Source organism: Chryseobacterium sp. JUb7 (assembly GCF_024806495.1).
In the GTDB taxonomy this organism is placed as follows: domain Bacteria; phylum Bacteroidota; class Bacteroidia; order Flavobacteriales; family Weeksellaceae; genus Chryseobacterium.
In genome coordinates, this window is sequence record NZ_JANUFF010000002.1 from 285,118 (window position 1) to 309,872 (window position 24,755).

The 24,755-nt window shown below is 35.1% G+C and carries 23 protein-coding genes; 9 read left to right on the forward strand and 14 right to left on the reverse strand.

From position 1 onward, the window contains the following. Positions 1-102: 102 nt before the first annotated feature. The 6 genes from M2373_RS04870 to M2373_RS04895 all read right to left on the reverse strand — a co-directional run bounded on the left by M2373_RS04870 (position 103) and on the right by M2373_RS04895 (position 8,620). On the reverse strand, positions 103-546 hold the full coding sequence (locus M2373_RS04870) for a hypothetical protein (RefSeq protein ID WP_259108196.1): 444 nt from the start codon (positions 544-546) through the stop codon (positions 103-105). Between the two features lie 79 nt (positions 547-625). Continuing rightward, positions 626-1,987 carry a DUF5458 family protein gene (locus M2373_RS04875; protein ID WP_259108200.1) on the reverse strand — a complete coding sequence of 454 codons (1,362 nt, stop codon included), beginning with the start codon at positions 1,985-1,987 and terminating at the stop codon, positions 626-628. A gap of 21 nt (positions 1,988-2,008) precedes the next feature. Continuing rightward, positions 2,009-2,557: a type VI secretion system contractile sheath small subunit gene (locus M2373_RS04880; RefSeq protein ID WP_259108203.1), complete on the reverse strand. Its 549-nt coding sequence runs from the start codon at positions 2,555-2,557 to the stop codon at positions 2,009-2,011. A 156-nt stretch (positions 2,558-2,713) separates the two neighbouring features. Continuing rightward, entirely contained in the window at positions 2,714-4,810 is a 2,097-nt protein-coding gene (locus M2373_RS04885) for a M13 family metallopeptidase (protein WP_259108206.1), read from the reverse strand. 365 nt (positions 4,811-5,175) lie between these two features. Then, positions 5,176-7,251, reverse strand: coding sequence for a M13 family metallopeptidase (locus M2373_RS04890; protein WP_259108208.1), 2,076 nt, complete (start codon positions 7,249-7,251; stop codon positions 5,176-5,178). A 118-nt stretch (positions 7,252-7,369) separates the two neighbouring features. Continuing rightward, on the reverse strand, positions 7,370-8,620 hold the full coding sequence (locus tag M2373_RS04895) for a CinA family nicotinamide mononucleotide deamidase-related protein (protein WP_259108211.1): 1,251 nt from the start codon (positions 8,618-8,620) through the stop codon (positions 7,370-7,372). Positions 8,621-8,719: 99 nt separating this feature from the next. On the opposite strand from M2373_RS04895, the gene M2373_RS04900 reads away from it, so the two are divergent. Then, positions 8,720-9,196 (forward strand): hypothetical protein, encoded by a 477-nt coding sequence (locus M2373_RS04900; protein ID WP_259108214.1) that lies wholly within the window; start codon positions 8,720-8,722, stop codon positions 9,194-9,196. A gap of 116 nt (positions 9,197-9,312) precedes the next feature. Here the strand turns inward: M2373_RS04900 and M2373_RS04905 are convergent, their stop codons facing one another. The 4 genes from M2373_RS04905 to M2373_RS04920 all read right to left on the reverse strand — a co-directional run bounded on the left by M2373_RS04905 (position 9,313) and on the right by M2373_RS04920 (position 13,201). Then, complete coding sequence (locus M2373_RS04905; protein WP_259108217.1) at positions 9,313-9,855, reverse strand: lipocalin family protein; 543 nt, start codon at positions 9,853-9,855, stop codon at positions 9,313-9,315. A gap of 84 nt (positions 9,856-9,939) precedes the next feature. Continuing rightward, entirely contained in the window at positions 9,940-10,674 is a 735-nt protein-coding gene (locus M2373_RS04910) for a LytTR family DNA-binding domain-containing protein (protein ID WP_259108219.1), read from the reverse strand. Positions 10,675-10,693: 19 nt separating this feature from the next. Then, on the reverse strand, positions 10,694-11,407 hold the full coding sequence (locus M2373_RS04915; RefSeq protein WP_259108222.1) for a hypothetical protein: 714 nt from the start codon (positions 11,405-11,407) through the stop codon (positions 10,694-10,696). Positions 11,408-11,416: 9 nt separating this feature from the next. Next, positions 11,417-13,201 carry a histidine kinase gene (locus tag M2373_RS04920; RefSeq protein WP_259108224.1) on the reverse strand — a complete coding sequence of 595 codons (1,785 nt, stop codon included), beginning with the start codon at positions 13,199-13,201 and terminating at the stop codon, positions 11,417-11,419. Between the two features lie 130 nt (positions 13,202-13,331). Here M2373_RS04920 and M2373_RS04925 point away from each other — a divergent pair, with 130 nt between their 5' ends. The 4 genes from M2373_RS04925 (at position 13,332) to M2373_RS04940 (ending at position 16,762) form a co-directional block, all read left to right on the forward strand. Then, positions 13,332-14,324 carry an SIMPL domain-containing protein gene (locus M2373_RS04925; protein WP_259108225.1) on the forward strand — a complete coding sequence of 331 codons (993 nt, stop codon included), beginning with the start codon at positions 13,332-13,334 and terminating at the stop codon, positions 14,322-14,324. A gap of 70 nt (positions 14,325-14,394) precedes the next feature. After that, on the forward strand, positions 14,395-14,748 hold the full coding sequence (locus M2373_RS04930) for a hypothetical protein (protein ID WP_259108227.1): 354 nt from the start codon (positions 14,395-14,397) through the stop codon (positions 14,746-14,748). Positions 14,749-14,890: 142 nt separating this feature from the next. Continuing rightward, entirely contained in the window at positions 14,891-15,568 is a 678-nt protein-coding gene (locus M2373_RS04935) for an SIMPL domain-containing protein (RefSeq protein ID WP_259108228.1), read from the forward strand. Between the two features lie 12 nt (positions 15,569-15,580). Then, a complete protein-coding gene (locus M2373_RS04940) occupies positions 15,581-16,762 on the forward strand; it encodes a VWA domain-containing protein (protein ID WP_259108229.1) in 1,182 nt (393 codons plus the stop codon). A 209-nt stretch (positions 16,763-16,971) separates the two neighbouring features. Here the strand turns inward: M2373_RS04940 and M2373_RS04945 are convergent, their stop codons facing one another. Then, positions 16,972-18,177 carry an FAD-binding oxidoreductase gene (locus M2373_RS04945; protein WP_259108230.1) on the reverse strand — a complete coding sequence of 402 codons (1,206 nt, stop codon included), beginning with the start codon at positions 18,175-18,177 and terminating at the stop codon, positions 16,972-16,974. 114 nt (positions 18,178-18,291) lie between these two features. On the opposite strand from M2373_RS04945, the gene M2373_RS04950 reads away from it, so the two are divergent. Next, on the forward strand, positions 18,292-18,672 hold the full coding sequence (locus M2373_RS04950) for an STAS/SEC14 domain-containing protein (protein WP_259108232.1): 381 nt from the start codon (positions 18,292-18,294) through the stop codon (positions 18,670-18,672). 48 nt (positions 18,673-18,720) lie between these two features. Here M2373_RS04950 and M2373_RS04955 read toward each other — a convergent pair whose 3' ends face one another. Beyond that, positions 18,721-19,920: an MFS transporter gene (locus M2373_RS04955; RefSeq protein ID WP_259108234.1), complete on the reverse strand. Its 1,200-nt coding sequence runs from the start codon at positions 19,918-19,920 to the stop codon at positions 18,721-18,723. A 166-nt stretch (positions 19,921-20,086) separates the two neighbouring features. On the opposite strand from M2373_RS04955, the gene M2373_RS04960 reads away from it, so the two are divergent. Beyond that, on the forward strand, positions 20,087-20,938 hold the full coding sequence (locus M2373_RS04960) for an AraC family transcriptional regulator (protein ID WP_259108236.1): 852 nt from the start codon (positions 20,087-20,089) through the stop codon (positions 20,936-20,938). 69 nt (positions 20,939-21,007) lie between these two features. On the opposite strand, the gene lipA is transcribed toward M2373_RS04960, so the two are convergent. Next, positions 21,008-21,874 (reverse strand): lipoyl synthase, encoded by an 867-nt coding sequence (gene lipA, locus M2373_RS04965; RefSeq protein WP_259108239.1) that lies wholly within the window; start codon positions 21,872-21,874, stop codon positions 21,008-21,010. A gap of 107 nt (positions 21,875-21,981) precedes the next feature. Here lipA and M2373_RS04970 point away from each other — a divergent pair, with 107 nt between their 5' ends. Then, positions 21,982-22,614 (forward strand): hypothetical protein, encoded by a 633-nt coding sequence (locus M2373_RS04970; RefSeq protein ID WP_259108242.1) that lies wholly within the window; start codon positions 21,982-21,984, stop codon positions 22,612-22,614. A gap of 27 nt (positions 22,615-22,641) precedes the next feature. Here the strand turns inward: M2373_RS04970 and M2373_RS04975 are convergent, their stop codons facing one another. Then, positions 22,642-23,202 carry an RNA polymerase sigma factor gene (locus M2373_RS04975; protein WP_259108245.1) on the reverse strand — a complete coding sequence of 187 codons (561 nt, stop codon included), beginning with the start codon at positions 23,200-23,202 and terminating at the stop codon, positions 22,642-22,644. 251 nt (positions 23,203-23,453) lie between these two features. On the opposite strand from M2373_RS04975, the gene tyrS reads away from it, so the two are divergent. Beyond that, positions 23,454-24,749: a tyrosine--tRNA ligase gene (gene tyrS / locus M2373_RS04980; RefSeq protein WP_259108248.1), complete on the forward strand. Its 1,296-nt coding sequence runs from the start codon at positions 23,454-23,456 to the stop codon at positions 24,747-24,749. The last annotated feature ends 6 nt before the right edge of the window (positions 24,750-24,755 follow it).

The window sequence follows — 24,755 nt, forward strand, 5'->3', positions numbered from 1 at the left end:
GCCGTCATGCTAAGCCTGCCGAAGCATCTATTGATATGCAAAGATAAAACTTTATTATCTAGGTTTAAAAACCTGTAAGGTTTCCACATATTCTGATTAAGATTATTTTTTCACCGGATAAACCGAAGCGCCCTTCAGCCATTGATATTTAAGATGCTTTTCTTCTGCGATAAAGCGATATCCCTGTAATTTTTTCAGATATACATACATAGGATCCTTTTTTAATTTTAACCGCTGGGCTGACACAATCTGAAAAGGAAAATTAACGATTGAGTCCCGGGTTGTTTTCAGCACTTCACCTGAATTAATTTTATAAATAAAAAAAGATTTTCCACGACCTGAAGAGCTGTCTACAAGTTTCATACCGGCTGTTGAAACCACCATATCGCTTGCATTGAAACACTCCTGTTCATTCATTACATATGCTTTTCCTTCCTGTCTTTCATCTGCAAAAAGATCAATTTCGTGCTCTGTCCGGATTTCTTTTTTTTCACAGCTAAAAATCACAAGAAATATCGGCAAAAAGTACAGCAACCTGCCTTTCATATTCATAATTTTAATGATTTGGTAGAAAAAAACCGATGTAAAATCTGCATCGGTTTTATTATTAAAAAATTGGTGTATATTATTCCTGCGTGTATTCTGCATCCCATTCGTTTCCATCATCCCCTTTGTGACCGTCCAGTTTAATAACGAAACTTTTTGTAGGGAAATATGGAGTTAAACGAATATCCAGCCATACTCTGTCTTTATTCACTTTATCCTGTTCGAAACGAACAATTTTGAATTTCTCAATTAATTTATCAGGGCCTTTGATATTATCTAAAAACGTTACAATCTGTCTTCTAAGATCGTCCTCATTTTTAGAGTTCCAGTTTTCGAAAGCTCTTCGGTTTAGGAAATCCAGTAAAACTTTTGTTACATAATCGAATACACGAACTACCGAATAAGTCTGAAGTCCGATATTGTCTCCTGTAAATAATGTTTTTGCAGAAAAAGCCATGATTTTACCATATTCATTAACCATCGGAACCAAGCCCATTTTTTCCAACTGAGAAATTTCACTTTTCTTCAGCTCAAATTTTACGGCATCCACTTCGTTAATATTACCGTGCTTTTTACCTGCTGCTACCTGAGACATTAAGGTTTTATGGATTTTTCCTGCCAATGAAGTTGATGGCGGAAGCTCTACATTATCTTCTTCCCCTACTTCTTCGGCTTTACCGCGACCTACCAGCCAGTTGCACGTCATGATGACATTACTTCTGTGCAATTCACCGCCTGTAAGATTGGCAGAATGGAATAAATCTACCACATCATCCGGTTTATCAAGATTTGCAAAATCCGTAACCATCATTACTTTATTCTCGTTACAGATTTTCGCCCATTTTTCAATGACTTTATTAGATCCTAAATATCCCGGAATAGCAAGAATTGAGTAGTTATCTCTAAGGTCTAAACGGTCGTAATAATTCTTAAATTCTTCAGCAATAGCTTCGATGAAAATAGGATTATCCAAATCTGAAACCTGATCCAGGCTTGCATTAACAATACTTACATTGTCAACTTTATCAAGCTCTGTATTTTTGTAAAACTGAGCAACAGTTCTGTAGTTTGTTTCCAGCTGGCGAACTGCGTCAAGGGTATTTTTTAAGTTTGTCTTTAAGTTTTGGTCTGCCTGTTGTGCTTTAGTTTTGCACGTATCAGCCATTTTATCAGCAGATTCATTACCTTCCAAAAGATTTACCCAAAGGTTTATTTTTTGAAGAAGCTCTTTTCTTTCATCTGATTTATTTCCGTCATTCAGGAAAATTTCTTTTCTAGCTTTTCTTGTCGGGTTCATGTTTGCGATACCGTCTACAACGGATTCTACAAAACCAAAACCACCTATTTTATTGAGTTCGGCAAGCGGATTACCCTTCGGTTGACCTGCATGTTGCTGTTGCCCTTGTTGCTGGCTTTCTGCTGCCTGTAATTTACTATCCATGATTAATGTAAAGTCTTTAGATTATTTTTCAAGTTCTTGTGCCACTTCTTTTAATACTTCTACGAAGGCAGCTCTTGTCTGTTCGTTTTCCAGCATATTACGCAGAATTTTATTTGTTTTCAGCTGGCGAACAATTTTGTTATACTGCTCCTGTTCCATGCTGAGATTCTGTAAATAATCTGATTTCTGAGTAAGATTTTTCGGGGTGAAGTCCGCAAGATTCTGAAAACGGAACTCCTCTTCCACTACATTGCCCTCCTCCGTTTCGTGTTGTACGCTTACAGAAGGTTGGAAATGTTTGAAGACGTCGTCCACAGTCTTTAGTCCTGTTACAATTTCAGGAACATAAGATTCATCCGTTGTAAGCTGGCTCACAATCAGAGACTTATTCTCCTGAATTTCCTGAATAGCTTCATTAGCGTCTACTTTCACTTCGTTTCCGCCAACGCCATAATTAAACATTGCCATATTATTATTATTTTGAGATTTTTTGCTTTGGTGTGAATTGGTTTTATCATCATCAAATAACTGACCAATCCAATGTTTAAATTTAAAAAAAAACTGTAACATACAAAATTTTGTTAAGATTTTTCTTGAAATATTTAATATTACGCATAATTAATAACATAAAGTTATCATTTTATGATGTCACTAAACTAGGAAAAATAAATAAAAAAACGCATCATTTCTGATGCGTTTTTCTTTTCTAACAATTTTTGGCTTGTCTTACCAAATTTTTATTCTGTCCTCAGGTGCTTTGTACATTTTATCCCCCGGTTTAATATCAAATGCTTTTATAAATGCATCCTGATTTACCAATGGGCCAAATGCTCTGAAAACTCCCGGAGAGTGCGGATCTGTTTTCACCTGATTGATCATATACTGATCTGTAGCTTTTGTTCTCCATACAGTTGCCCAGCTCATAAAGAATCTCTGATCCTGAGTGAATCCGCTGATCAGGCCTGGGTTTCCTTTATCCTTAAGATACATTTGAAGCGCATCATAAGCTACGGCTACCCCTCCAAGGTCACCAATATTTTCACCACTTGTGAACTTACCGTTTACAAAACTTCCTTTCACAGGTTCGTAACCGCTGTATTGATTAGCTAGCTGACCTACTTTTGCATCAAAGTTTTTACGATCTTCATCTGTCCACCAGTTATTTAAATTTCCATCTCCGTCGAATCTTGATCCACTGTCATCAAATCCGTGAGAAATTTCGTGACCGATAACAGCACCGATCCCACCGAAATTAACTGCTGCATCAGCTTTTGGATTATAGAAAGGAGGCTGAAGGATAGCTGCCGGGAAAACAATTTCGTTATTTGAACCGCTATAGTAAGCATTTACCGTTTGCGGAGTCATTCCCCATTCTGTTTTATCAACCGGTTTACCCACTTTATCTAAGCTTCTCTGGTATTGCCAAGCTGCAACATTCTGAAGATTAGAATATAAAGTTGCTCCCTGCTTTGGAGATTCTACTTTCATCTGAGTGTAGTCTTTCCATTTGTCAGGATAAGCAATTTTTACAGTGAATTTAGATAATTTTTCCTGAGCCTTCACTTTGGTTGCAGGAGACATCCAGTCCATATCATTAATATGAGTCTTAAATGATCTTAAGATATACTGAATATAAGTCTCCATCTGGGCTTTCGCTTCCGGAGTGAAATATTTCTCAACATATAATTTACCAAAAGCCTCTCCCAAAACGCTGTTTACAAGAGAAAGACCTCTTTTATTCATTGGACGCTGTTCTTTTTGTCCCTGAAGGTATTTAGCATAGAAATCAAATCTGATCTGCTCTAAATTTTCATCTAAATTGCTGGCGTTACCGTTAATTAAATGATATTTCAGATAATCTTTCAGTAAAGGAAGGTTCTTCTGAGTCAGGAACTGATCCATATTCTGGTAATATTTCAATTCCCCGACAATCACCTTATCTGTTTTCACTCCTGCATCTGTCAGATATTTAGCCAAATTTACATTCTTCACCAAAGCAGGTAACTCAGCAGTAGTTTTAGGATTGTATCTTAGATTGGCGTCTCTGTTTTGCTCCAGCGTCAGTAAATAATTAGCCAGCTGTTTTTCGAAATCAACTACATTTTTTGCTGCTGCATCAGAATTTTTATATCCTAAAACTCCGAATAGCTTTCCAACATAGGTCTGATATTCTGCTAAAGTCTTTGTATTGGCTTCATTTACTTTCTGATAGTAATCTCTTCCTAATCCAAGATCCGGACCGCCAAGATATACTGCATTCATCGTAGAATTTTTCATATCGGCACCCACTCTCCATCCGTAGAAAGAGTTGTCACCCAATCGTGTTGCTTCCAACAGATATTTCTGAAGATCATTGAGGTTTTTAATTGCATCGATTTTTGCTAAATCTCCTTTAATGGGAGCTAAACCCTCTGCATTTCTCTTCGATGTATCCATAAACGAGGCATACAGATTCTGAATTTTTTGACCCTCGGAACCTGAAGCATATGATTCGGATAAAATTTTGTTTAAAATATCCAGAGAAGCATCATCTACATTCTCTCTCAATGCATTGAAAGATCCCCAATTTGCTTTATCAGAAGGAATCTGAGTAGTTTTCACCCAATTTCCATTAACGTAGCTAAAAAAGTCATCTTGTGGGCGAACGTTTTTATCCATGTAAGATAAAGTGATCCCCTCCTCTTTTACTTCTTCCTTTTTCACTGGTTCTGCAACCGCCACTGATGTTTCAGTTTTTGTACTGCCGGCTGTTTTTGTTGTACCACACGAGTTTAAAAATACCAGCCCGGAAAAGGCAAGTATCCCAATATTTAGCTTTTTCATTAAAGATAATTTTTGATTTTACACAAACTTACCAAATATACAAATTTTGATTATTATTTTTAAGTTATGAATGAGAAGTTATGAATTATGAATAAAAAAAAGCAGGCTTGAAGTGTAAGTTTTGGCTAAAGTCTTTTATGATACTTTGAATTGAAAACAGGCTAAAGCCCGTTCCTGTTTGATTGAATAATATGTAAAATCTGTTGACAACCTCAGGGTGACACCGCTTATACTATCTCAACAAAATAATAGACGGATTTGCCAGTATCATTTATAGTGAAGTCTAAGAATCTCTTGATCTTAATATTTTCAAAACAAAAAAACCGCTCATTTCTGAACGGTTTCTGTTATTTTTTTGGTATTAATTACCAGATTTTAATTCTGTCTTGAGGAGCTTTATACAATTTATCTCCTTGTTTTACGTCGAATGCTTTATAGAAGGCATCAACGTTTGTTAACGGACCGAAACTTCTGAAATATCCAGGAGAGTGCGGATCTGTTTTTACTTGGTTCACCATATATTTCTCACTCGATAATGTTCTCCAAACTGTTGCCCAGCTTAGGAAGAATCTCTGATCCTGTGTATAACCACTGATTGAACCTGGATTTCCTTTGTCTTTCAAATACATTTGAAGAGCATCATAAGCGATGTTTACACCACCTAAGTCAGCAATATTTTCTCCGTTTGTGAAAGTTCCGTTTACAAACGTTCCTTTTACAGGCTCATATTTGTCATATTGAGAAGCCAAAGCTTTTGTTGCTTTTTCGAAGTTGGCTTTGTCTTCAGGAGTCCACCAGTCTACCAAGTTACCGTCTGCATCGAATTGTGCTCCCGAATCATCAAATCCGTGGCTCATTTCGTGACCGATAACAGCACCGATTCCACCGAAGTTAACGGCTGCATCAGCTTTAGGATTGAAGAAAGGAGGCTGAAGAATTGCAGCCGGGAATACGATTTCGTTGTTTACTGGGTTATAGTAAGCATTTACTGTCTGCGGAGTCATTCCCCATTCTGATTTGTCAACCGGTTTTCCGATTTTAGCCAGATCTTTATTATACTGCCATTCTCCGATGTTCTGAAGGTTTGAATATAAATTTCCACCTTTAGCTTCAGAAACGATATTTAATTTAGAATAATCTTTCCATTTGTCAGGATAAGCCACTTTTACAGTAAATTTGTTCAGCTTTGTTAATGCTTTTTCCTTTGTTGTAGCAGACATCCAGGCTAAACCATTGATGTGAACTGCAAAACTTTTCTTTAAGTAATCAATCAACTCAACCATCTGAGCTTTAGCTTCTGCAGGGAAATATTTTTCAACATATAGCTTTCCGAAAGCCTCACCCAAAGAACCGTTGATCAACTCATAACCTCTTTTGTTTAATGCTCTCTGCTCCTGCTGGCCTCTTAAATATTTACCGTAGAAAGCAAATTTCATATCTCCTAACTTTTGGCTTAGGTAAGAAGCACTTCCATGAATCATGTGGAATTTAAGATAATCTTTAATGACAGGAAGATTCTGCGTACTGATAAATTTATCCAGATTTTTATAATATCCAAGTTCTCCGATGATTACTTTATCTGTAGTTACTCCAACAGCCTTAAGATAAGCCGGAAGATTTACATTTTTTACCAAAGCAGAAAGCTGAGCCATTGTTTCCGGGTTATACTGAAGTGTATTATCACGGCTTTGCTCGTTTGTCAGGTAAGTCTGGGCAATACTTTTCTCATAGTCAACGATACCTTTTGCAGCTGCATCAGCATTTTTGTATCCTAATTCTTTCAGCATAGAAGCTACATATTTCTGATATTCAGCAATAGCTTCCGTATTTTTTTCGTTTACTTTCTGATAATAATCTCTTCCTAACCCCAGAGAAGCATCACCTAAATAAACAGCATTCATTTTAGAATCTTTCAAATCCGCATCTACTCCCCATCCGTAGAAGGTATTTTCTCCTTCTTTCGTTACAGAAGTCAGATAATTCTGAAGATCCGTAAGGTTTTTGATCGCATCGATCTTATTTATATTTTCCTGAATAGGCTTGATTCCATCAGCATTTCTCTTATCCATATTCATGTACGTAGCATACAGATCCTGGATTTTTTTACCTTCAGTTCCCGGCTCAAATTTATCTTTCAGAAGAGAATTCAAGATCGTCATTGAATTATTATCTGTATCATCAGCCAATTTATTGAAACTTCCCCAAGTTGGTTTATCAGAAGGAATTTTGGCTGTTTTCATCCACGTACCGTTTACGTAGTTATAAAAATCATCTTGCGGACGTACAGATTTGTCCATATATTTCAGTTCTAAACCTTTATCTGAAACACCGCTTTTTTCAGCAATAGCCAACGCTGCTTTATTTGATTTAGACTGAGCATTCACCACATTTAGTGAACAAACTCCTGCTAATAAAAACAAGGAAAGAGTTAATTTTTTCATTATGATAACAATTTATACAATAGGTATATTATTTTTTTATTTTGTTACGAGATTAATTCTAATTTTTTCAAATCAATTCCAAACGGAACAACGAAAGCAATATAACATTACTAATCAATTATTTACCGATTAAAACCCCCACCAGATCCTGAATAATTTTCTGAGACACAAAATACATAAAATCCATTCGGTCCAAATGAGGCATATATAATTTTGACGTTACTTCTTTATCATTAATTCTTATGGAGTAAAAAACGGTTCCGATATCTTTTCCGTCTTCCCCTTTTCCTGGACCAGCAACCCCTGTTGTGGACAAAGAGATATTCGTTCCGAATAAATTCTGGCATCCTTTCGCCATTTCCATCGCCACCTGCTCGCTTACCACGGTAAATTCGTCTACGGTTTCTTTTCGAACTTTTAAAATTTCAATTTTCTTTTCCGTGGCATAAGGAACTATTCCGCCTAAAAAATATTTTGAGCTTCCTGAATTTGATGTGATCATCTTTGCCAGTTCACCACCAGTACAGCTTTCTGCTGTGGAAACAGTCATTTTTCTTTCACTTAAAATTTCACCAAGAATTTTCTCTATTTTATCTTCAGAAGTTGCAAAAATATGATCTCCAATGATGGGAAATAATTTCTGAATTTCAGCTTCCAGCTGTTGCTGCAAAACTTTTTCATCATCTCCACTTGCCGTTAATCGTAACTTGACACGGGTTCCCACCGGAAGATAAGATAAGGCAAGATTTTCAGGCAAGGCAAGCTCCCAGTTTTCAATCATATCTGCCAGAATACTCTCAGGAATACCGACAACGGAAACTATCCTCGTTGAAATATAATTAAGATTAAATTTTTCTTTTAAATAAGGAATAATCTGGTCTTTTATCAATGGCTTCACTTCATAAGGAACCCCCGGAAGGCTGAACAGGAGCTTCCCATTCTCTTCCATCATCATGCATGGTGCTGTTCCGAAATGATTTTGGAAGACCGTAGATTTCGTTGGTACAAAAGCCTGTTCACGGTTTCTTTCAAGAATTTCAAGACGCCCCCGTTTTTCCATGTAGGCTTTCAGATGATTGAAGGTAGCTTCATCTAAAGCAATTTCATCATTAAAAAATTCGGCGATTGCTTTTTTTGTTTTATCGTCTCTGGTAGGGCCTAAACCACCTGTTGTGATTATCAAATCACCGATCGCAAGGGCCGATTGTAATGTATTTTTTATGGTTTCAATTTCATCTGAAATGGTCAATATCTGAGAAACTTTTATTCCAATATTCTTAAGTTCAGTGGCAATAAAATTAGAATTGGTGTCTACAGTGTTCCCGGAAAGGATTTCATCACCAATCGTAATTAAAACGGCATTTTCCATATTTTGTTTCGAAAATTTCTCCTGCAAATGACGGCATTTTCCAGATGACGGACAATATAAATTGATTTTTTCTATTTTTGACAGAAATTGTTTAAAACTATGACGAAATATGATGATGCTTCATGGCATTATGGAGGAGATTTTCCTGAAGGACTTCCAATCAGGAATGGCGCGACCCACACCGGAATGTTTCTAAACTGGTGTATTGCCAATGAGCTTATTTCCGATGAGATGAAGGAAGATGCTGCAGAAGAAATTGGAAAATTAAAAAGAAGAGAAATCACAGGTGCAGAGTTTGTGATGGATTTTTGTGACGGAAAGTTTTCAGAGCATGATCTGAATGAAGAAGGAAACAGTTTTGCAAAAGATTATTATGCTGATGATACAGATTTCGGGAATAAATTCAGTTCTTTCGCAGATGACTATATCAATCTTTTCGACGCTAAAGCTGAAGAAAAAGATTTCGAATACGAGACTTTTTATCATATTGAAGATACCTGGGAAAACTACGATCTGATGAAGCAAATGATCGATTACCGCTTTCAGGAGTGGAAGGAATATAAAACTCTGAATTAAAAAACGATCAGACTTATCGTTTTAAAAAACAAAAAAACCTTATAGATTTTTAAAGTCTATAAGGTTTGAATATTCTCATTATTCTATAAGTATTGTGATATATCGAGAATATAAAATTATTGGTTATGTTTTACCCAGATCAATTCCTCAGTATTATATCCAATTTTTCTGGCTTTTTCTAAAAATCGCTGTCTGATACTATCAGGAATATCTTTTGTTCTGGATAGAATCCAAAGATATTTTAAGCTATTTCCTGCTACCAGAGCATACTGATAGTCTTCATCAATATCAATAACATTATAACCGGCCCAGATAGGTTTAAAAAATGAAACTTTTAGTTGGGCTTCATTCTTTTCATTGACAAATTTCGCTTCTCCAACAGACTCTTTCCATTCTTTTTTGACGTAATTATATCCGCGGTTCTGTACTTTAATTGTTCCGTTCGGATTCAATGAATAAGTTGCTGTAACATTATCCATATTTTTTTCAAATTTATAATCGAAACGGGCAATTTCGTACCATTGTCCAAGATATTTATCTGCGTTAAAGTTATTAACGGCTACCGCTCCTTTGGGAATCCCGACCGAACAGGAATTGAAAATCATCAATCCTAAAACGCCTAATGAAACAGGAATGGCAATTTTTTGAAAAGTATTCATAATAATATAAGTTTGTGGTTGTCATGAAATCTTCAAAAATAATGCCTTAAATTACTGTTGGTCATCGACTGATTGTTTTCAGTTTTATGAAAAAACCTTTAAAAAATTATCTTTAAAACTGCCTGAAATCTCAATTTCAGTGCTGTCAGAAAGTGTTGCCGTTCCGCTTTTATGGTAAGATTTCACAAAATTGGTGTTGATAATATGTGAACGGTGAACTCTTACAAACGGGTTTTCCAGTAAGTCATCGAAATGCTTTAAAAATCTACACACCATCTTTTTAGAACCATCCGTAAGATAAACCTGTGTAAAGTTTCCATCGGCCTGCAACCTAAGAATATCTTCCGTTTTCACGACATCAAAACCCTGCAAAGTAGGCAGTATCAATTGCTGTTTTTCGGGTTTCAGCTTTAAATTTTCGAGTAGCACTTTATTCCGGTTAAGCTCTTCTTTGCTTTCAATACTTTCAGCCACTTTATTTACAGCTACAATCAGTTCCTGAATATCAATAGGCTTTAAAATATAATAACTTGCAGATTTATTCAGAGCCTGTAGAGAATATTGTGAAAATGCTGTTATAAAAATTGTTTCGTAAGAAAATTCTTTTGTAGCTTCCAATACATCAAAAGCATTTCCAAACGGCATCTCAACATCCAAAAATACCAGTTGTGGCTGTTTTTCAGCAATTAAAGGAACAGCCTCTTTAATATTTTCGGCTTCTCCTAAAATTTCAATTTGCGGACAGTATTTTGTGAGGTAATTTCTCAAAACATCTCTGGCAATAGCTTCATCATCTACAATGACGGATCTTATTTTCATATCTCTCAGGTTTTTAAGCTTATTTATACATTCCGTTACTGAATTTTAGCACTCGGGAGGTTGTTTTCATTTTTTCAACATCTTTGCAGTCTCCGTCTACCTCTTTATTTACGGTACTGGTCGTCTTTGTTTTGATAATAAGATCAGTAAAACTGTTTGTTTTTGCTTTATCAATCATAATGACAGACGTTTCATCTTCAAATTCTCCAGCACAGTTGGTATCCCATTCCCCATGACTCTGACTTAGATTAAACTCACCAAGAATTTTCTTTAATGTCTGACTGACCGGATAATAAAGAGAAATATCTTCTGATGAATACGGATTGGGTCTGCTGCTGCCTTCAAAATATATCTTTACCCCAAAAGCGCGAATATTCTGACTGATATTATATAAACCCGTATCTATTTTTATACTGCTCAATCTTATGGCGTCCGATGTAACCTCTCTGGGATCAAGATATTTATTTTTAATATTTCCCTTCTCATCGCTAATCAGTATATAATTCTGAACCGTAAAAAAATCTTCTTCATAATCCCCTATTAATACAGGAACCACAACGATATAAGAATCTTCGGCGTACGGCATTTTCTTTTCTGTACAGAAATCATTTTTAATTCTTGACCGATCAATCTTCAAACTTCTTATAATATTTTCAAAACGAGTAGAATTAATTTCCTGAGCATTTAAAACATTCGCCACCAGAAGAACAAAAACGAATAAAATTTTCTTCACTTTAATTTTTTATTTGATGTTAGTTAAATTAATTTTTATTGTAACCTTCACGCCATTATTATTTTCTTTATCATTGATTAAGCATGTGATATCCTTTTTATACAGATCATTCAAAAGCTGAATTCGCTCCAGTGTATTTTTCATCCCACGACCTTCCCTATTTTTTTGATGAACTGTTTTCTGCTTTTTACTTTCCTTGATTCCGATACCGTTATCTTCAATTCTAATTTTCAAATGCTGATTATCCTTTTCAAAGCTTAGTTTTAAAAATCCTTTAGTCGTTCTGTAACGAAGTCCATGCCAGATTGCATTTTCCAAAAATGGCTGTACCAACATTCCGGGAACTTTTAAACTTTGCACATTCAGATCTTCATCAAACGTAATTTCATAATCGAATTTATCTGCAAAACGGGTTTTTTCCAGAGCCAGATAATTTTGCAGCAAATCCAACTCCTGTTGAAACGGAATAAAGTCTTCGGTAGAATTTTCCATTACCCCACGCATTAATTTTGAAAACTTTGTTAAATACTGATTGGCCTCCAGCTCATTATTGGTTGCAATAAAATGATTAACACTATTTAAGCTGTTAAAAATAAAGTGCGGATTCATTTCGCGGCGAAGGGACTGCAAAGCAATTTTTTTATTTTTAATCTGAACTTTCTTTAATGTTCTGAAAATAAAGATCACTAAACACGTTAATATAATCAACACGCCAATCAAACTGTAGTTGAAAACATTTTTCTTTCGGATCAACTCATCTTTTAACGCTCTCTCCTTCTCCAGCTGTGAAATCCGTTCTTCGGTATCTTCCAAAATTTTCTGATCTACAAGACTTTTATCTTTTGATACCAAATCCGGTAATTTCCCAAGAAAATCCCGGTACAGCTGCATCGAAGCATCTATATTCTGTGAAATCGCATAAAGACTGTCAAGCCTTTTTACACTTTTCTGAGCTTCCAGCGTATGCCCTTTCTGCAAGGCTATTCCATATGCATTTTTCAACAAGTTGATGGCTTCATCCGGATCATTTTTTTTGATATAAATATCTGCCAATTCCTGAATCTGATTAACATTTTCCTGAGAATTATCTTTAACAAAATCTTCTTTTAAAACCTTTTTTTTTGCTTCAATAGCTTTATCAAATTTTTTGTTTTCAACATAGAAATTGGTTAACTTCTGATTGATTTCCAATGCCTGTTGCGGAGCCTCTTTTTTGGAAATTTTATAGGCATTTTTTAAATTTTCTTCTGCTTTCGGAATATTTTTCTCCTGAATATTCACATCCGCCATCTGGCTGTAACCTGCTGCCAGATCGCCACTATTATTATCTTTCTGACTTATTTCTATATTATTCTGAATCGCTTCTGCTTTTATTTCCGGTGAAGTAGAAGAAAGCCTTGCTGCATCATTGGAATTTACACTTTTGCTTTTAGAACTTACTTCTGCTGCACGGCTGTAATTGCTTATGGCAGGCGTAATTTTATTCTGTTTTTCCTGAGACTGGGCCAGTTTTCGGCTTACTTTTTCAATATTGGATTTATCATTAAGTTTTTCATAGATATTTTTTGCCCGGGTATAATATTCTTCACTTTTAGAAAAATTTCCATCGTTGAAAAAAGTTTCACCGATATTAAAATAAGAATCGGCCTGCGCAGATTCATTTTTGCTGCTTACTGCCTTTTTCAGTTTTTTACTTTGGGTCTGAACTTCCTGTACAACATTAGCACTCTGAGAATATAAATTATTCACAAAAAGGACGAACAGAAATACAATAAACAGTTGAAACACTTTCATAAAACAAAGATATACATATATATAGTTTGCCCAAAAACTATTCACCAAGTGAAAGAATGCATTCACCAAGTTCAGATATTCTCGCCTGTTCTGAGGACTAATTTTGTAGAATCATTCAAACTTAATCATCATGAAAAACATTTTATGCTTGGCTTCGGCTTTACTATTTCAATTTTCCTATTCGCAAATGTCGGGGAACATTAATTACAGAAACCAGGTTCAATATTCCGACAGCAATATCAATGTAGCAACTCCCGTCGTAAATCCTGTTGCCAATGAAAATATCATCAGTGTAAAAGCATTGGCCAATGTAAAAGCCGAGCAGTATGTTGCTATTTTCAGCATTACTCAAGTTGGCGAAAATGCAGAGGAAGTCAATGATTTAATCGATAAGCGCATCAATACTTCACTGGCTCAGATAAAATCAACGAAAGGCGTCGAGACGTATATTGATATGATTTCTTTTGTTCCCGTCTATCAATATAATGTTGAGAAAAAAATATTCAGTAAAAAAACATACAATGAAGTTCCTGCCGGATTTGAATTAAAGAAAAACCTGCACATTAAATTTACAGATCCTTCTCAGATGAATGAATTTATTTCTATCCTATCCAAAAATGAAATTTACGACCTCGTTCGGGTAGACTATTTCTCCACAACAATGGAAGCAATCCGAAAAGAGCTGATGAATAAGGCTAAAATTGCACTCCAGGAAAAAGTAAAAAATTTTGAAGTCATTCTTGGTGAAAGCTTTACCACTGCCACAAAAAATATCAGTGATGGGTACAGAGTTTCCCTTCCCACAGAGATGTATAAATCTTATGAAGCCTACAACAGCTCCTCAATGGCATTAAGCAAATTTTCGAATGTCAATCAGGTCAACAAATCCACGACCTCCTATTATCAGCCGATTTTAGATAAAGAATTTGATTTTGTCATTAATCCGGTGATTCATGAACCCGTTATTCAGGTGATGTATGAAATAAAACTTACGATCAACAGAGAGAAGGAAAAAGATAAAGACAAGAAGGCTGAAACTAAAGAAATGAAAGAAATCAACCATTATATTTTGATTACTCCCAATGGAGAAGTTAAAAATTTAAATCTCCTCACAAAACCTTAATATAAATTGAGATTCCGTTAACAGTCAACGCATTATAATTAATTACATTTGTGAATACACAACTATTACTATGAAAAAGTCTTTACATTTCCTCATTCTATCGGCATTATTGCTTCAGAGCTGTTCGTTTCTCGAGCAAAACAGGTTTATTGAAACCAAAATTATTTCCAACACTTTGAATGAGCAGATTATTTACAAATACTATCAGACTGGTCTGGACAATTATAAAGTTGATTTTTATTCTGTCAATCAATCGGATTCTGTAAAACTGTTCGAGCATTTTGTCCATGATGCTCTTTTCAGCTCCAATACCTACCGGATTTCCGAAAATGAAAATGAGATCATTATAAGAACCAAATTATTTTCCAAAGAAAAAAAGCTCATTACCCGAAACGGAAAATCAATTATAATGACTAACCGATAAATATCCAAACAGTTCTCAGGAACTGTTTTTTTATGTACCGAAGATTCACCAAGTCAAACTTCCCTTTCACCAAGTCTCCAAAATTCCATGCTTAATTCTGGGTAATTTTACTCTAGAAGTTTAAAATTTAAAACAAAATAGTATGAAATTGAAACATTTTTTATTGATCGGATTATTAACATTTGGAAGTCTGATCAATGCACAGGAAATCAAGAAAAATGCAATCGAAGTAACAGGTGTTGCTGAAATGGAAGTAGAACCGGATGAAATTATCTTTAATATCGGAATAAAAGCAGATAACAAAAATGATCTGGCTGACAATGAAAAGAAATTATTTGAAACACTCAAAAATAACGGTGTTAAAAATGAAGATATCAAGTTTAAATCCATGTATCAGAATCTGTACTCAAAGACCACAAAGTTTACGAAAAACTTTCAGTTTAAAGTGAATGCAAAAACCAATGTAAGTAAGCTTTTTGAAGATTTAAATCAAAAATGGGTCACCAATCTGAATATTTCGGAAGTTAAAAATACGAAGATTGCAGATTTTAGAAAAACGGTTAAAATCAATGCTTTAAAAGCAGCAAGAGAAAAAGCTGATTATCTTCTTGAAAGTATTGGTAAAAAAACAGGAAACCCGATTGAGATTGTAGAAATTGAAGATTATATGAGTGATACAATTGTTCCTATGGCTTATAAATCTGCAAAAATGAGCAATGTTCAGCTGGAATCTGCGGATGCAGGAGTAGATTATTCTTTTGATAATATCGAAAATATCAAACTGAAATACAGCATCAAAACAAGATATGAAATCCTATAAACACAAAAGATCATGACAACTATTAAAATTTTAGCATTGACGTTGGGAGCTACTGCTTTTTTTAATGCTCAGGGTCCTATTCATCATGGTAAGCCATTGGTAAGAAGAGATATTGTTCAAAATGAATCTTCCAGATCATCGGGTAAAGAAAATAAAATTCAGGTCGCTTTGCTTTTAGACACCTCAAACAGTATGGATGGCTTGATTGATCAGGCAAAATCCAGACTCTGGAATATCGTAAATACGCTGACAACCTTGAAATATAACGGACAGTCTCCTCAGGTGGAAATAGCGCTCTATGAATACGGAAATGACGGATTGAAAGACGAAAATTACATCAGGGAGGTTACACCGCTTACCCAGGATCTTGATTTGGTTTCAGAGAAATTATTTGCTTTAAGAACCAACGGAGGAAGTGAATATTGTGGAGCTGTAATCCGTGATGCCTCAAATAATCTAAATTGGGACAGCAATGAAAAAAGCATGAAATTAATCTATATTGCCGGAAATGAACCTTTCGATCAGGGAAAAATCAATTATAAGGAAGTTATTTCGAATGCCAAAAGAAAAAACATTTATACCAACACTATTTTCTGCGGAAACAGAGAGGAAGGTATTCAAACATTCTGGCAAAACGGAGCCGCCGTAGGAGATGGAAAATTTTTCAATATAGACAGTGACAGAAAAGTAATCTATATTGAAACGCCTTATGACATCAGAATCTCCGAATGCAATGCAAAACTTAATGATACCTATATTTATTATGGAAGCCGGGGTTCGGAATATAAAACCAAGCAAATAGCCCAAGACAGGAACGCAGAAGTTCAGTCTGCAGCCAACGCTGTTGAAAGAACGGTCGCTAAGTCTAAAAAAAATGCTTATAAAAATGACCATTGGGATCTGGTAGATAAAGCCGAAAAAGATAAAGGCTACATTTCAGGCATTAAACAGGAAGAATTACCTTCCGAACTGAAAGGGAAAAGTAATACTGAAATTCAGAAAATTGTAGCTCAAAAATCATCTGACCGCGAGAAAATTCAACGAGAAATTGAAGAACTCTCTAAAAAACGTCAGGATTTTATTGATACCGAGATAAAAAAAAGAGGAAGTAATGAGGCTGACGACCTTGGAAAAGCGATTGAAAAATCAATCCACGAACTGGGAAAGAAAAACGGATACCGTTTTTCTATATAAGAAATATCAATTGAAGACTCAGTTTTTCAAAGTCTCAATTTTTAAATATCTAAAAGTGATTTCTAAAATTAATAACCATTGAAAACCATTTTTTAGTTAAAAATTTTTGACAGAACCAATAGTTTATGTAAATGTGATAGAACTTGTGATGATATGATCACAAGTTTTTTGTTTCCAGTTTCGGCGGCGAAGCCGCCGAAACTGGAAACTTACCTTCCAAACTTAAAATATTCGCTAAGCAGATGCTTTTTATTTTTCATAAATGCAGAAGCCATTTCCATCCCGGTTACTGAAAAAGTAATTCCGTTTCCTCCAAACCCTAAAACGAAGTAAGAATTTTTAAACTTCTCATGTTCTCCGATATAAGGCAGTCCATCCTTCGTTTCCCCGAAAGTTCCGGCCCAGACAAAATCGGTATAAAATTTTAAATCAGGTTTTATCCTTTTCAGTGTTCGCAAAATTTCTTTTTCTTTTTTATTAAGCAGATCATCGCGTTTTTCGGGATTTACAAAATCTTCATCACCACCACCGATCAAAAGTCTGTTATCATCGGTAGTTCTCATATAAATGTAGGGATCATCGGTATTCCAGACCATTGTATTTTCAATATTTTTAAAAATATCAACATCTATTTCCGAAACTGTGGCAAACGTACTTTTAAGATCAACGAAATGTTCTTTGATAAGGCTTGTACTTTCATAACCAACGCAATAAATAATTTTTTTAGCCTTAATATTAAAGCCGTGTTCTGTAAGTGCAAAATTATATCCTTTGAGGTATTTTACAGACTTCATTTCTGTTTTATCAAAAATTTTCAATCCCTTTTTTTCATTAAATCTCAGTAATTCATGAGCAAATTTAAAGGCATCAATACTTGCCCCCTGTTTAGATAAAATACCACCATATGTATTATGCAGGGTAAATTTTTCTTCAATCTCTTTGGGTTCAAGCCAACTTACTTCAAAACCAGCTTTTTTTCTTGTTTCATATTCTTTAATCAGCCATGAAACATCTTTCTTTTTAGAAGCAAAATACAAAGACTGTTTTCTCTTAAATCCCGCTCTGGATTTCACTTCTTTGGTAAGTTTTTCAAGATCATCAATCGATTTTGAACATGCTTTGTAACTTTCAGCAGCTCCTTTCTCACCGATCAGTTCGATCAGCTCATACAGAGGAACATCAATTTCATACTGCAACATCGAGGTTGTAGCAGAAGTACTGCCGTTGCAGATTTCACGTTTATCGATAATGATTGTTTTGTAGCCGTCTTTTATCATTTGATGAGCAACAAGACTTCCTGTAATTCCTCCTCCGATAATAAGGACATCACATTCTTCGTCAGATTTTAATGAGGGATATGAAGTAACAAGCCCGTTTTTGAGTAACCAAAAAGGTTCGTTTGATTTAAGATCCATAGTAATATTTTTACTACATATGATCAATAATCACGCCTTTTATTCATTAAAATTTAAATATTGGTTTAATTTTTGTTATCTCACTACCACCAAAACCACCTTAAAATATACACTATGATAACGATTATTCCAGAGGCTCCGGAAAATGTTGCTGCATTTAATGCAACGGGAGAAGTGACGAGAGAAGATTTTGAAAATCTTGTTGTTCCACGTGTAAATGAGAAAGTAGATCAATATGATGAGCTTAATTACTTATTATATCTGGATACAGACCTGGATCAATTTACGATGGGGGCATGGCTGCAGGATGCGCTTTTGGGATTGAAAAATCTTACCAAATGGAATCGCGCAGCGATTGTTACAGACAAACAAGGGGTACAGAATTTCACTGACATTTTCAGTGTTCTGATGCCGGGAGAATTTAAATCTTTCCCAAAAGAAAATTTATACAATGCCCTTTATTGGTGTAAAAACGGCAATGAAGTAGAGGCATAACCGTTATTATTTTATAACAGAAAAGAGAAGCTTTTAGCTTCTCTTTTTTTATTTATCACAAGTAACACATTCTACATCCATATTTTCGTCCGGAGATTGTGAACCGTATACATATTTATATCGTACTGCGATAATGAGACCGATAAACGTCATGACCACTCCCACCAGTGAAGGATAATTATAAGAATACCCTTTTTCCAAAGGAATTCCTCCTAAAAATGCCCCCATTGCATTCGCAATATTAAAAGCTGCCTGCATAAATGCTGCTGCCATCATTTCGCTTTTGGGAGCTGCTTTCATCATCATAATATTGATCGGAGCTGCCACAGACATTGATAGTGCTCCGCAAATGAAAGTTAAAGTCAGAGATACATTTTGATATTCCGAAAGCAAAAATACACCTGTCAAAGAAATCATCATAAGGAAAAGTAATAAAGCACATGTCTTTTCCGGACTTAATCTGTCTGATAAATAACCGCCTACCAAATTTCCAACAACCATTCCGGCACCTGCAAGAATCATTACGTAGGCCATATGACTTTCTTTAATTCCTGAAACAACTGTCATTAAAGGAGTAATATAACTGAACCAGGTGAAAAGCCCTCCAAATCCAATTGCTGTAATCATCAACACCAGCCATGCCTGTTTTTTCTTAAGAAACTTCAGCTCTTCCATAAAATGGGTATCCTGATTGGTTTCCATAGCCGGAAGCCAAAGTTTTAAAAATAATAAAGCAAATAATCCGATCACTCCGACAATGGCAAAATACCATCTCCAATGGAACGTATGCCCGATATAGGTAACCAGAGGAACCATCGCGAGATTAGCAATAGTAAGCCCCGTAAACATTAATGAAATATAAAATGCTTCTTTTCCCTTCCCTGCCATTCTAGCAGCAACCACAGTACCTACACCGAAAAAGGCACCATGAGGTAATCCGGAAAGAAATCTGATAACCAGCATTAATGTATAATCAGGAGCAATGGCAGACAATGCATTGAATATGGTGAAAATCATCATCAGGGCAATCAAAACTTTTTTAGGAGCAAATTTCACAGAATATCCGATCAGAAGAGGAGCTCCAATGACCACTCCCAATGCGTATGCGGAGATAAGATGTCCTGCTTCGGGAATAGAAATCTGCAGTGATTTTGCAATATCCGGCAGCAATCCCATGACGGTAAATTCTGTCGTTCCAATTCCTAAACCACCTATTGCCAGTGGTATTATTCTTTTATCAATCCCCATTTTAAATTCTTTTTTGTGTAATGATACTGTAACAACCAGCATCTTCTTAGAAAATGCAAAAATCGTCAGAAAAAATCATTTATACTTTAACAAAAATGATATAAATTTGCTCTGTATTAACCTTTTTAATTAATTTTAAAACTATAATTAATCAAAATAAGACGCAATGAAAATTCAGAAGGAAATCATAGAATTTGAAGAAGGAAAATCTTTTAAGCTTTTTTCGCCTTCCATGAAAAATTGTTTTTTCTGGCATTATCATCCTGAAATAGAACTTGTGTACGTAGAAGCATCCAACGGCATCCGTCATGTCGGTAAAAATATTTCCGACTTTACCGAAAGTGATTTATTGCTCATTGGCTCCAATGTTCCTCATCTCAATTTTGATTACCGGATTCAGACAGAATGCAGGCAGCTGGTTTTACAAATGCGCGAAAACTTTCTTCAGGAGCTTATTTTCCCAATTCCTGAATTTAACAATATTAAAAAATTATTGGAACGGTCATATCTCGGATTGTCATTTTCAGGAGGAACAAAAAAAACGGTTGTTGAAAAACTACATATCCTGAAAGATAAAAACTCTTTTGATTCTTTTATTGGTTTAATTGAAATTTTACAGATTCTCGCCAGTTCCGAAGAAGTAAAAGAATTAAATATTGAAGACACACGAATCAAATGGTTTTTAAACGATAAAATTCGGATGGGCACCATCTATGATTATATCAATGAAAATTATGATAAAAGTCCGAATGTCAATATCATTGCTGAAAATGTCAATTTGAGTACTCCCGCTTTCTGTCGTTATTTTAAGAAGCAGACCAATATGACGTTTACTGATTTTGTCAATAATTACAGAATCAATCAGGCAAAATTATTACTGCTGCAAAACTCGTGTGTGACAGAAGTTTGTTTTCAGGTGGGATTTGAAAGCCTTTCTTATTTTAATAAACTTTTTAAAAAATATATTGGCGAAACACCTTCCGCATTCAAGAAAAAACACTTGAGTAAGGTAGAATAGTTTTACATTATTATTTTTCTCAATGAACTCAAAAAAAATCGCTCCAGAATCTGAAGCGATTTATAATTTTTAGTGAATATGTTTTTCCGCGTGGTAAGAACTTCTCACCAAAGGCGAGCTTTCAACATGTCTGAAACCTAAGCTTCTTGCAAAATCTCCAAATTCATCAAACTCTTCCGGTGTAATGAATTTTTTCACAGGCAAATGTTTCTTTGTTGGCTGCAAATACTGACCTAGCGTAATGACGTCCACATTTGCATTTCTAATATCTTCAATCGTCTGGAAAACCTCATGTTTTTCTTCTCCCAAACCAAGCATTACTCCGGTTTTGGTTCTTCTCTGTCCCGCTTCTTTCAGATATCTCAAAACCTCAAGGCTTCTTTCATATTTTGCCTGGATTCTTACTTCTCTTGTTAAACGTTTTACGGTTTCCATATTATGCGAAATCACTTCCGGAGCCACCTCTACCAACCTGTCAAGATGTTTTGTTAATCCCTGAAAATCGGGAATTAATGTTTCCATGGTTGTTCCCGGAGAGATTCTTCTTACGGCATTTACCGTTTCTCCCCAAAGGATTGACCCCATATCTTTCAGATCATCTCGGTCAACAGAAGTCAGAACAGCATGTTTAATCTTCATTAACTTGATTGAACGTGCTACTTTTTCAGGCTCATCCCAGTTTACATCAAGTGGTTTTCCGGTTTTCACCCCACAAAACCCGCAGCTTCTGGTACAGATATTTCCTAAAATCATGAAAGTTGCTGTTCCTTCTCCCCAGCATTCACCCATATTCGGGCAGCTTCCACTCTGGCAAATCGTATTTAATTTATATTTATCAACCAAAGTTCTCAATTCTCTGTAATTTTTCCCGGTAGGAAGTTTTACACGAATCCATTTTGGTTTTTGAACGGTAGTATCTTGAACTAAATTTTCCATTTATTTCTCAAATTGAGGTTCAAAGTTAAGGATTTTTTTATCGAAACAATCAAAGACAGACATTGATGAAACATATAATTTCGTAATTTTAAGCATCAAAATTTTTTATGAAGACTACATTTTGCTTTCTAGCCATTATTTTCAGTACATTTTGTTTTTCCCAGAAAGAATTTCAGCCGAAAGGTTCAACAATTAACGAAACCATTGACGGTGATCTGGATGGTGATAAAATTCCGGAGAAGGTAATTATCTATGACATCCCTTCTAATGATGATTCCGGGGACATCCGAGAAATTCAGATTTTAAAGAAAGTTAATAATAAATGGACAATTTTAGAGAAATCCAGAAATGCAGTTTTGGGGAGTAAAGCCGGTGGAATGATGGGCGATCCTTATCAGGGAACACAAATTGAAAAAGGAATTTTAATCATAATTCAGGCTGGGGGAAGCAGCTGGAAATGGGGCTATACTGATAAATACAGATTCCAGAACGGGCATTTTGAATTAATTGGCTCTTCTTCCGAAAGCGGAAAACCAGAGGAATACTGGACTACTGTAGATTTTAATCTTTCAACAGGAAAATTAATTTTTAATAAAGATGTTGAAAATACCAAAGAATATGGAAAATCTAAAAATGAAATTTACATCAAAAAAGGGTTAAATATTAATCTTCAAAATAGAAATCAGGGTAAACAAAGAGAAATTCTGCTTCCACAGACTAAGGAAAAAGTTTATTTATAGTCTTCTAATAAGCTTGGTTAAGGCTTATTAATTATCTTCAAACTCATTATTTTTCAACAACTCGGCTAAGACCTTTTTCGCACGCATTACACGTACTTTTGTATTCGCCACAGAAATTCCTAATTCTTCGGCGATTTCTTTGATGCTTTTCTCTTCAAAAAATCTTAACTTGATAATATCCTGATAATTAGCATCCAGAGATTCGATTGTTTTAATGATTTTCTTTTGCTCCTCGGCTGAAATCATCAATTCTTCAGGAGATTTTGCAAATTGGTTTTTCACTTCATCCAGATTTTCCGTAGGATCTTGATTTTCTCTGCTTTTTCTTCTCCAAAAATCAATAATTGTATTTTGAGCTATCGTTAAAACCCATGTCTTAAACTGAAAATGAGGATCATACATATCCAGCTTCGATAAAACTTTCGAAAAAACATTTACCGTGATCTCATCTGCATCATTTTCATCTCTCACTTTTTTCATCACAAAAGAAAAAACATCAACCCAAAAAACATTAATGAGTTTTGTCTGAGCTTTCTGGTCTTTGTCTTTTGCCTTCTGAATGAGGGTGAATAATTGTTCGTCGTTCATTATTAACAAATATAATTGATTTTGGTGAAAAAGCAAACAGTATTAAAAGCATGAAAATATAGGCTAGAACATAAAAGTTCCACAGCTTTTAAAATAATAAATTCATTCTTTGTTATCAACTGCATTTGTAGATATTCAAATGATGATTACTTGTTTATAAATCTGATAATTTACTTTTTTACCTGTCGACAACTTATCCACTTAACTTCGAATTTATTATCTTTGCACCTTAAATTTTAAAGCAAAAAATAATGAACTCTTTTATTGAAGAACTGAAATGGCGCGGGCTTTTTGCCGACATGATGCCCGGAACGGACGAACAGCTGAATAAGGAAATGACAACTGCCTATATCGGTTTTGATCCTACCGCAGATTCTTTACATATCGGGAGTCTTATTCAGATAAAAATTTTAGCTCACTTTCAACAGCATGGTCATAAGCCGATTGCCTTGGTAGGTGGTGCTACAGGAATGATTGGTGACCCTTCGGGAAAATCTGCAGAAAGAAACCTTTTAGATGAAGCTACTCTTCTACACTATGTTGATTGTCTGAAAAACCAGCTTTCAAGATTTTTAAATTTTGAAGGAAATGAAACCAATAAAGCAGAATTGGTGAACAATTACGACTGGATGAAAAATATTTCTTTCCTTGATTTTGCTAAAAACGTAGGAAAAAATATTACGGTCAACTATATGATGGCAAAAGATTCTGTGAAGAAGAGATTTTCTGGAGAATCCGGTGCCGATGGAATGAGTTTTACAGAATTTACATATCAGTTAATACAGGGATATGATTTTTTACATTTATATCAAAATAATAATGTAAAACTTCAGATGGGAGGTTCTGATCAGTGGGGAAATATCACGACCGGTACAGAATTGATCCGTAGAAAAGCTCAGGGCGAAGCATTTGCACTGACGGTTCCTTTAATTACGAAAGCTGACGGTTCCAAATTCGGAAAGTCTGAAAGCGGAGAAAATTATTGGCTGGACAAAAATAAAACATCGCCTTACAAATTTTATCAATTCTGGCTGAATGCTACAGATTTGGATGCTGAGAGATTCATCAAATTCTATACTTTCTTGGGAAAAGAAGAAATTGAAGCATTAATTGAAGAACATAAAACAGCTCCACACGAAAGAAAACTTCAAAAGAAACTGGCTGAGGAAGTAACAGTTTGGGTACACGGAAGAGAAGAATATGAAAAAGCTTTGAAAGCTTCCGAAATTCTTTTTGGCCGCTCAACAGCTGAAGATTTAGTAAGTCTTGATGAAGAAATTTTCCTTGAAATTTTTGACGGTGTCCCTCAAAAAGAAGTTGCCAAAGCTGATGTTTTAGGAATCAACATCGTTGATTTGCTTTCAGAAAAATCAGGATTTTTAAAATCTAAGAGTGAGGCTACAAGAGAATTGAAAGGAAATGCAATCTCTGTGAACAAAGAAAAGGTGAATGAGGTGTATACCGCTAATGAAATGGACCTGATAGACGGAAAATTCCTTTTGTTACAGAAAGGTAAAAAAAGCTACTTTATTGTAAAAGTAATTTAAGTAATA